Origin of the sequence: Nocardia yamanashiensis NBRC 100130 (assembly GCF_001613325.1) — a bacterium.
Lineage (GTDB): Bacteria > Actinomycetota > Actinomycetes > Mycobacteriales > Mycobacteriaceae > Nocardia > Nocardia yamanashiensis.
Window position 1 is genome coordinate 22,146 of record NZ_BDCD01000059.1, and the last position, 7,125, is coordinate 29,270.

Genomic DNA, 7,125 nt, shown 5'->3' on the forward strand with positions numbered 1-7,125 from the left:
GTGTGTGCCACGTCACGTCCCGCAGGAGAGTCAATTGGATACACGTGAGTTGCCCCGGGTCGCCGTCATCGGCGCAGGTCCGTCGGGAATCACCGCCGCGAAAAGGCTGGCAGAGTACGGCATTCCTTTCGTTTGCTACGAGGCCTCGGACGAGGTGGGCGGCAACTGGTACTACAAGAACCCGAACGGGATGTCGGCCTGCTATCAGAGCCTGCACATCGACACGTCGAAGTACCGCCTGCAGTTCGAGGACTTCCCCGCTCCCGAGGATTGGCCGGATTTCCCGCATCACTCCCAGCTGCACCAGTACTTCAAGGACTACGTCGACCACTTCGGCATTCGCGAGAGCATCCGCTTCGAGACCAAAGTCGTTGCCGCCGAACGCGATGCCGACGGCCGCTGGCTGGTCACCAGCGAGCACGGCGATGTCGAGACCTTCGACGCGCTGATCGTGGCCAACGGCCACCACTGGGATCCGCGCACCCCCGACTATCCGGGCGAGTTCGACGGCACGCTGCTGCATTCGCACGCCTACAACGACCCCTTCGACCCGATCGATATGCGCGGCAAGCGCATCGTGGTGGTCGGCATGGGCAACTCGGGCCTGGATGTGGCCTCGGAGCTGTCGCAGAAGTTCATCGCCGCCAAGCTGTGGGTCTCGGCCCGCCGCGGCGTGTGGGTGCTGCCCAAGTACGTGGGCGGCAAAGTCGGTGACACCCAGGTGGTTCCGGCGTGGATGCCGCCCAAGGTGGCGCTCAAGCTCAAGCAGCGCTTCGTGGTCAAGAACCGCGGCCGCATGGAGGATTACGGCCTGCCCAAGCCGGATCACCTGCCGTTCGAGGCGCATCCGTCGGCGAGCGAGGAGTTCCTGCACCGGGTCGGTTGCGGCGATATCGATTTCAAGCCCGCGATCACCCGCCTCGACGGCCGTTACGTGCATTTCGCCGACGGCAGCGTGGAGGAGGTCGATGTGGTGGTGTGCGCCACCGGCTATCACATCAGCTTCCCGTTCTTCACCGATCCGGCGCTGCGCCCGGACGAGGCGAACAAGATCCCGCTGTGGCGGCAGATGGTCAAGCCCGGCATCGACAATCTCTTCTATCTCGGTCTGGCACAACCGATGCCGACCCTGGTCAACTTCGCCGAGCAGCAGTCCAAGCTGGTCGCGGCCTACCTGACCGGCAACTACCGGCTGCCCTCGGAGACCGAGATGACGGCCGCCGCCAAGCAGGCCGAGGCGCAGCGCGCCGAGCGGTACTACAACTCGCCGCGGCACACCATCCAGATCGATTTCGACGTCTACGTGCGCGAATTGAAGAAGGAGCTGGCCGACGGGGCCAAGCGCGCCGCCGCCTACGGTCACGAGCTGCCGGTCAAGAGCCGCGCCGCCGTGCGGGTCTGAGAGAGGGGAACGGGCAGATGAGCAATGTGGCTGGATTCTGCGCCGACGAATTCACCGAGCTCCGAACGGTTTTCACCGAACAGGTGGAATCCGGGGCGGAACTGGGGGCCTCGGTGTGCGTGGTGGTGGACGGCGAACCGGTGGTCGATCTCTGGGGCGGCTGGGCCGATCTGGAGCGGACGGTGCGCTGGAAGGCCGACACCCTGGTCAATACCTTCTCCATCACCAAGACCATGACGGCGCTGTGCGCGCTGCTGCTGGTCGAGCGCGGGGAACTGGACCCGGATGCCAAGGTGGCGGCCTATTGGCCCGAGTTCGCGGCCAATGGCAAGGCGGATATCGAAGTGCGGCACCTGCTTTCGCACACCTCGGGCGTCTCCGGGTGGGAAGCGCCGATCGTGCTCTCCGATATCTACGACACCGAGGCCGCGGCCGCGCGGCTGGCCGGGCAGGCGCCGTGGTGGGAGCCGGGCACCGCGTCGGGCTATCACGCCATGAACTACGGGCATCTGATCGGCGAGCTGATCCGGCGCATCGACGGCCGCTCGCTGGGCCGCTTCTTCGCCGAGGAACTGGCCGGCCCGCTCGGCGCGGACTTCCATATCGGCACCGACGCAAGCGATTTCGATCGCGTCGCCACCCTGGTGCCGCCGGAGCTGCCGGAGTTCGATCAGTCGCTGCTCCCGCAGGACAGCGTCATGTTCAAGACGCTGTTCCAGCCGCTGCTGGATTTCGCCGAGGTCGGCACCCCGGCCTGGCGCTCGGCCGAACTGGGCGGCATGGGCGGGCACGGCAATGCCCGGTCCATCGCCCGATTGCAGTCGCTGGTCAGCAATGGCGGCACGCTCAGCGGCCGGGAGTTCTTGTCGCCCAAGACCATCGACCGCATTTTCGAGCAGCAGATCGACGGCGTGGATCTGGCGATCATGCTGCCGCTGCGCTTCGGCATCGGTTACGGTCTGCCCCAGCAACAGACCGCTCCGCACGTTCCGGACGGCCGGGTGTGCTGGTGGGCCGGGCTGGGCGGGGCCTTCGTGGTCAACGACCTGGACCACCGGGTCACCTTCGCCTACGCCATGAACCGCATGGCCCCCGGCCTCATCGGGTCCGAGCGCGCCGACGCCTACCTGAAGGCGACGTTCGCGGCGGTCCGCGGCAACTGAACGAGATTCGAGGACTTGACTCATGACCAATGCCGTTGACATGCAGGCTTTCGCGGCCCAGATCGCGGGAAAGCTGACCGGTCCGGGCGGGCCGTTCGAGATGACCGTGGAGCAGGTGCTGGGCGCGCCGCAGCCGGTGTTCCGCAACCGCCACGCCTCGCTGCTGGAGCTGCTGGAAGCCTCCGCCGCCCTGGGCGATCGCGAATACCTGGTGTCGGAACGCACCCGCTACACCTTCGCCGAGCACTACGCGGCCGCCGGCGCGCTGGCCGCCGCACTGGCCGAGAAGTACGGCGTCGGCAAGGGCGACCGGATCGGCATCCTGGCCGCCAACAACCCCGAATGGGTGCTGACCTTCTGGGCGGCGCAGCGGCTGGGCGCCATCCCGGTCGGCTACAACGCCTGGTGGGCCCCGCGCGAAATCGCCTACGGCCTGGAGCATTCCGCGCCGAAGGTGGTGCTCGCCGACGCCAAGCGCGCCGCCCTGGCCACCGCGACCGGGACCGACATCCCGGTGCTCACCATGGAAACCGATCTGCCCGCGCTGCTCACCGAATACGCGGGCCGCACCGTGAAAGCGGAAGTGGGCGAGGACGATCCGGCGGTCATCCTCTACACCTCCGGCACCACCGGCCGTCCCAAGGGCGTGGTGCACACCCAGCGCAATATGGTGGCCGTCGCCGACTACCACCGCTTCATGGACGCCCTGGCCGCCGGCTTCCGCGGGCTGGCCTGGGACGGTTCCCCGGCGGGCCGCCGCTACCTGGCGACCATGCCGCTGTTCCACATCGCGAGCCTGCACAATCTCTCGATTCCGCGCCTCACCACCGGCGACGCCGTGGTCTTCCCGTCCTCGGGCGCGTTCGACGCCGAATCGCTGCTGGCCCTGGTCGCGGCGGAGCGGGTCACCAACTGGGCGGCGGTGCCGACGCTGGCGAGTCGCATTCTGGCGGCGGACATCTCGAAGCACGATCTGTCCTCGCTGACCGCGTTCTCGCTCAATTCCGCCCCGGCCTCCCCGGCCCTGGTACAGCGCCTGCGCGAGCACTTCCCGGTCGCGCTGCAAGGCCTGACCACCAGTTACGGCTGCACCGAATCCGGCACCGCCGCGACCGTGGCGACCCCGCCCGAGCTGGCCGCCGACAACGAGACCGTCGGCCGCGCGGTGGTCGGCGTCGCCCTCGAGGTCCGCGACCCCGAGGGCAAGCCGGTGCCGGACGGCGAAGAGGGCGAGATCTGCATCCGCAGCCCGTACGTCATGCTCGGCTACTGGAACGACGAGGCCGCCACCAAGGCGTCCATCGACGCGAACCGCTGGCTGCGCACCGGCGACTTCGGCACCCTGAGCGAGGGCAAGCTCTACATCTCCGGCCGCCGGTCGGATCTGATCCTGCGCGGCGGCGAGAACGTCTACCCGCAGGAGATCGAGAACGTGCTGGACGAGCATCCGGCGGTGACGGAATCGGCGGTGATCGGCGTGCCGCACGAGGATCTCGGCCAGGAGGTGGCCGCCATCGTGGTGGTCGCGGATCCGGCCGCGGTCACCGAGGACGAACTGCGCGATCACGTGGCGCAGCGGCTCGCTTACTTCAAGGTGCCGGCCCGCTGGCTGGTCACCGCGGATCCGCTGCCGCGCAATGCCACCGGCAAGGTGCTGCGCCGCGATATCAGGCTGGGGGAGTGAATCACCTTGTACGACACCATCATCAAGAACGGCCGCTGGTTCGACGGCACCGGCGCCCCGTCCGCGCTGCGTAATCTCGGCATCAAGGACGGCCGGGTGGCGGCGGTCAGCGCCGAACCCCTGGACGAGACCGGCTGCGGGCGGGTCATCGACGCCACCGACCGCTGGGTGCTGCCCGGCATGGTCGACATCCACACCCACTACGACGTGGAAGTGCTGCTGGATCCGACGCTTTCGGAATCGCTGCGGCACGGGGTGACCACCATCCTGCTCGGCTCCTGCTCACTGTCCACCGTGCACGTGGGCGGCTCGGACGCCGGTGACCTGTTCGGCCGGGTGGAGGCCATCCCGCGGGCGCACGTGGTCGAAGCGGTGGACGGGCTCAAGACCTGGAACAGCGCGCACAGCTATGTGGCGGCGCTGGAATCGCTGCCGCTGGGCGCGAATCTGGCCGCCTTCATCGGGCATTCGGATATCCGGGTCGCCCAGATGGGCCTGGAGCGCGCCACCCGTCCCGAGGAGGTGCCCTCGGAGGCCGACGTGCGCGGCATGGAGCACAAGCTGACCGAGGCCCTGGACGCGGGTTTCGTCGGAATGTCGTCGCAGCAGCTGCTTTTCGACAAACTCGACGGCGACACCTGCCGTTCGCGCACGCTGCCGTCCACCTACGCCACCACCAAGGAACGGCGTCGCCTGAATCGCATTCTGCGAGACCGCAAGCGCGCCTTGCAAGGTGGCCCGGATGTGGCCAGGCCGCAGAGCCTGGTGGCCATGGCCGCGAGCACGCTCGGCTTCTTCCGCCCCAAGCTGAAGGTCAGCCTGCTCTCGGCCGCCGATATCAAGGCGATCCCGGGCGTCATCTACATCTTCCCGCTCATCGCCAAGATCCTGAACCGGCTCGGCGGCGACTTCCGCTGGCAGCATCTGCCGGTGCCGTTCGAGGTCTACTCCGACGGCATCGACCTGCCGGTGTTCGAGGAATTCGGTTCCGGCGCGGCGGCATTGCACCTGTCCAATCAATTGGACAAGCGGCAGGCGCTGTTCGCCGACGAGGAGTACCGGCGCTGGTTCCGCAAGGACTACGAGAAGAAGTACGGGCCCCGGGTCTGGCACCGCGACTTCTTCGACGCCGAGATCACCGAATGCCCCGACGCGTCGGTCATCGGCAAGACCTTCGGCCAGGTCGGCGTGGATCGCGGCGGCCTGCATCCGGTGGACGCCTTCCTCGATCTGCTGGTCGAGCACGGTTCGAAGGTGCGCTGGCGCACCACCATCTCCAATCACCGGCCCGAGGTGCTGGACAAGCTGGCGGTGGATCCCGGTATGCAGCTGGGCTTCTCGGACGCGGGAGCGCACCTGCGCAATATGGCCTTCTACAACTTCGGGCTGCGGTTCCTGAAGCGGGTGCACCGCGCCCAGGAGTCCGGCCGGGGCTTCATGAGCGTGGAGCACGCGGTGCATCGCGTCACCGGCGAACTGGCCGACTGGTACGACCTGGACGCCGGGCATCTGCGGGTCGGCGATCGCGCCGATGTGCTGGTGCTGGATCCGGCGCGGCTGGACGACAGCCTGGAAACCTACGCCGAGAACCCGGTCCCCGAATACAACGGCCTGTCCCGCATGGTGAATCGCAACGACGCCACCGTGACGGCCGTACTGGTCAACGGCCGCTACGTCTTCGGCGAAGGCGAGCGGGCCGACACCCTCGGCACCGAGCGCACCGGCGAATTCCTGCGCGCCGGCCGGCGCGGAAACTGAAGGAAAACACTGTGAACGCACGTAGATTCGACGGCCGGACGGCCGTCGTGACCGGTGCGGCCTCCGGTATCGGCGCGGCCATCGCGGCCGCGCTGATCGCGGAGGGCGCCGATGTGGTCGGGCTGGATATCGACGAAGCCGGATTGGGTAAGAAAGCCGTCGAACTCGGCGACGCCTTCGTGCCCGTCGTCGCCGATGTCACCGCCGAAGACCAGATCGAGGCCGGAATCGCCACCGCGGCAAGCCGTTTCGGCCGCCTGGACGCGGCCTTCAACGTGGCGGGCGGCTCGCGCATCGGCGCGATCACCGATCTGGCCGTGGAGGACTGGGATTTCACCGTCGACCTGGTGCAGAAGAGCGTCTTCCTCTGCACCAAGCACGAGGCCCGGCTGATGCGCGACAGTGGCAACGGCGGCGCCATCGTGAACATCTCCTCGCTGGACGGCCGCATCCCCATGCCCGGCGGCAGCGCGTACGCCACCGGCAAGGCGGGCGTGGTGATGTTCTCCAAGAACGCCGCCCTGGAACTGGCCCCGCATCGCATCCGGGTGAATTCGGTGCTCCCGGGTCTGGTCGACACCCCCTTGGTGGCGGCGATCATGGGCTACGATCCCGCGAAACAGATGTTCCTCGACCGAATTCCGCTGGGTGCGGCGGCGTCGCCGGAGCAGGTCGCGGGCCCGTGCCTGTTCCTGGCCAGTGACGACGCCTCCTACATCACCGGCACCGAACTGGTGGTGGACGGCGGCTGGGAAGTCAGCAACTTCCCGAATCTGGCCAAGCTCGCGGGCTGATTCGCATAGGTCGCTACCTCGGGTTTTCCCGATTCGGGGCAGAAACGGGGATGGGGTTTGTACAATCCCCGCTGAAGTGAAATGTGGACACTTCAGAATCTGATTCGAGGTAGTGAGAATGTCTGTTTCCCGGGGTATGTTCGCCGCGCGCGCCATGACGGCCGTGGTCAGCGGGGTGCTGCTGCTCGGTACGGTGGCGGCCTGCGGCGGTGAGAAGGCATCCGGCGGATCGGAAGCCACCACCACGACTCCCACCACTTCGGTGGTGGCCCCGTCGGCCGCGCCCACCTCGGCCGCGCCCGCGCCCACCACCGAGGCCCCGGC

The 7,125-nt window shown here is 67.8% G+C and carries 5 protein-coding genes and 1 pseudogene; all 6 read left to right on the forward strand.

Annotated features, from left to right (window positions below; all coding sequences use genetic code 11):
- Positions 1 to 34 precede the first annotated feature (34 nt).
- Positions 35 to 1,402 (forward strand): flavin-containing monooxygenase, encoded by a 1,368-nt coding sequence (locus NY1_RS41000; protein ID WP_067723372.1) that lies wholly within the window; start codon positions 35 to 37, stop codon positions 1,400 to 1,402.
- Positions 1,403 to 1,419: 17 nt separating this feature from the next.
- Entirely contained in the window at positions 1,420 to 2,565 is a 1,146-nt protein-coding gene (locus NY1_RS41005; RefSeq protein ID WP_067723375.1) for a serine hydrolase domain-containing protein, read from the forward strand.
- Positions 2,566 to 2,587: 22 nt separating this feature from the next.
- Positions 2,588 to 4,249 (forward strand): steroid-24-oyl-CoA synthetase, encoded by a 1,662-nt coding sequence (gene casG, locus NY1_RS41010; protein ID WP_067723377.1) that lies wholly within the window; start codon positions 2,588 to 2,590, stop codon positions 4,247 to 4,249.
- A 6-nt stretch (positions 4,250 to 4,255) separates the two neighbouring features.
- Positions 4,256 to 6,007 (forward strand): N-acyl-D-amino-acid deacylase family protein, encoded by a 1,752-nt coding sequence (locus tag NY1_RS41015; RefSeq protein ID WP_067723379.1) that lies wholly within the window; start codon positions 4,256 to 4,258, stop codon positions 6,005 to 6,007.
- A gap of 11 nt (positions 6,008 to 6,018) precedes the next feature.
- Positions 6,019 to 6,801, forward strand: coding sequence for an SDR family NAD(P)-dependent oxidoreductase (locus NY1_RS41020; RefSeq protein WP_233434706.1), 783 nt, complete (start codon positions 6,019 to 6,021; stop codon positions 6,799 to 6,801).
- Positions 6,802 to 6,919: 118 nt separating this feature from the next.
- A pseudogene (locus tag NY1_RS41025) lies at positions 6,920 to 7,125 on the forward strand (hypothetical protein); the annotation flags it as partial.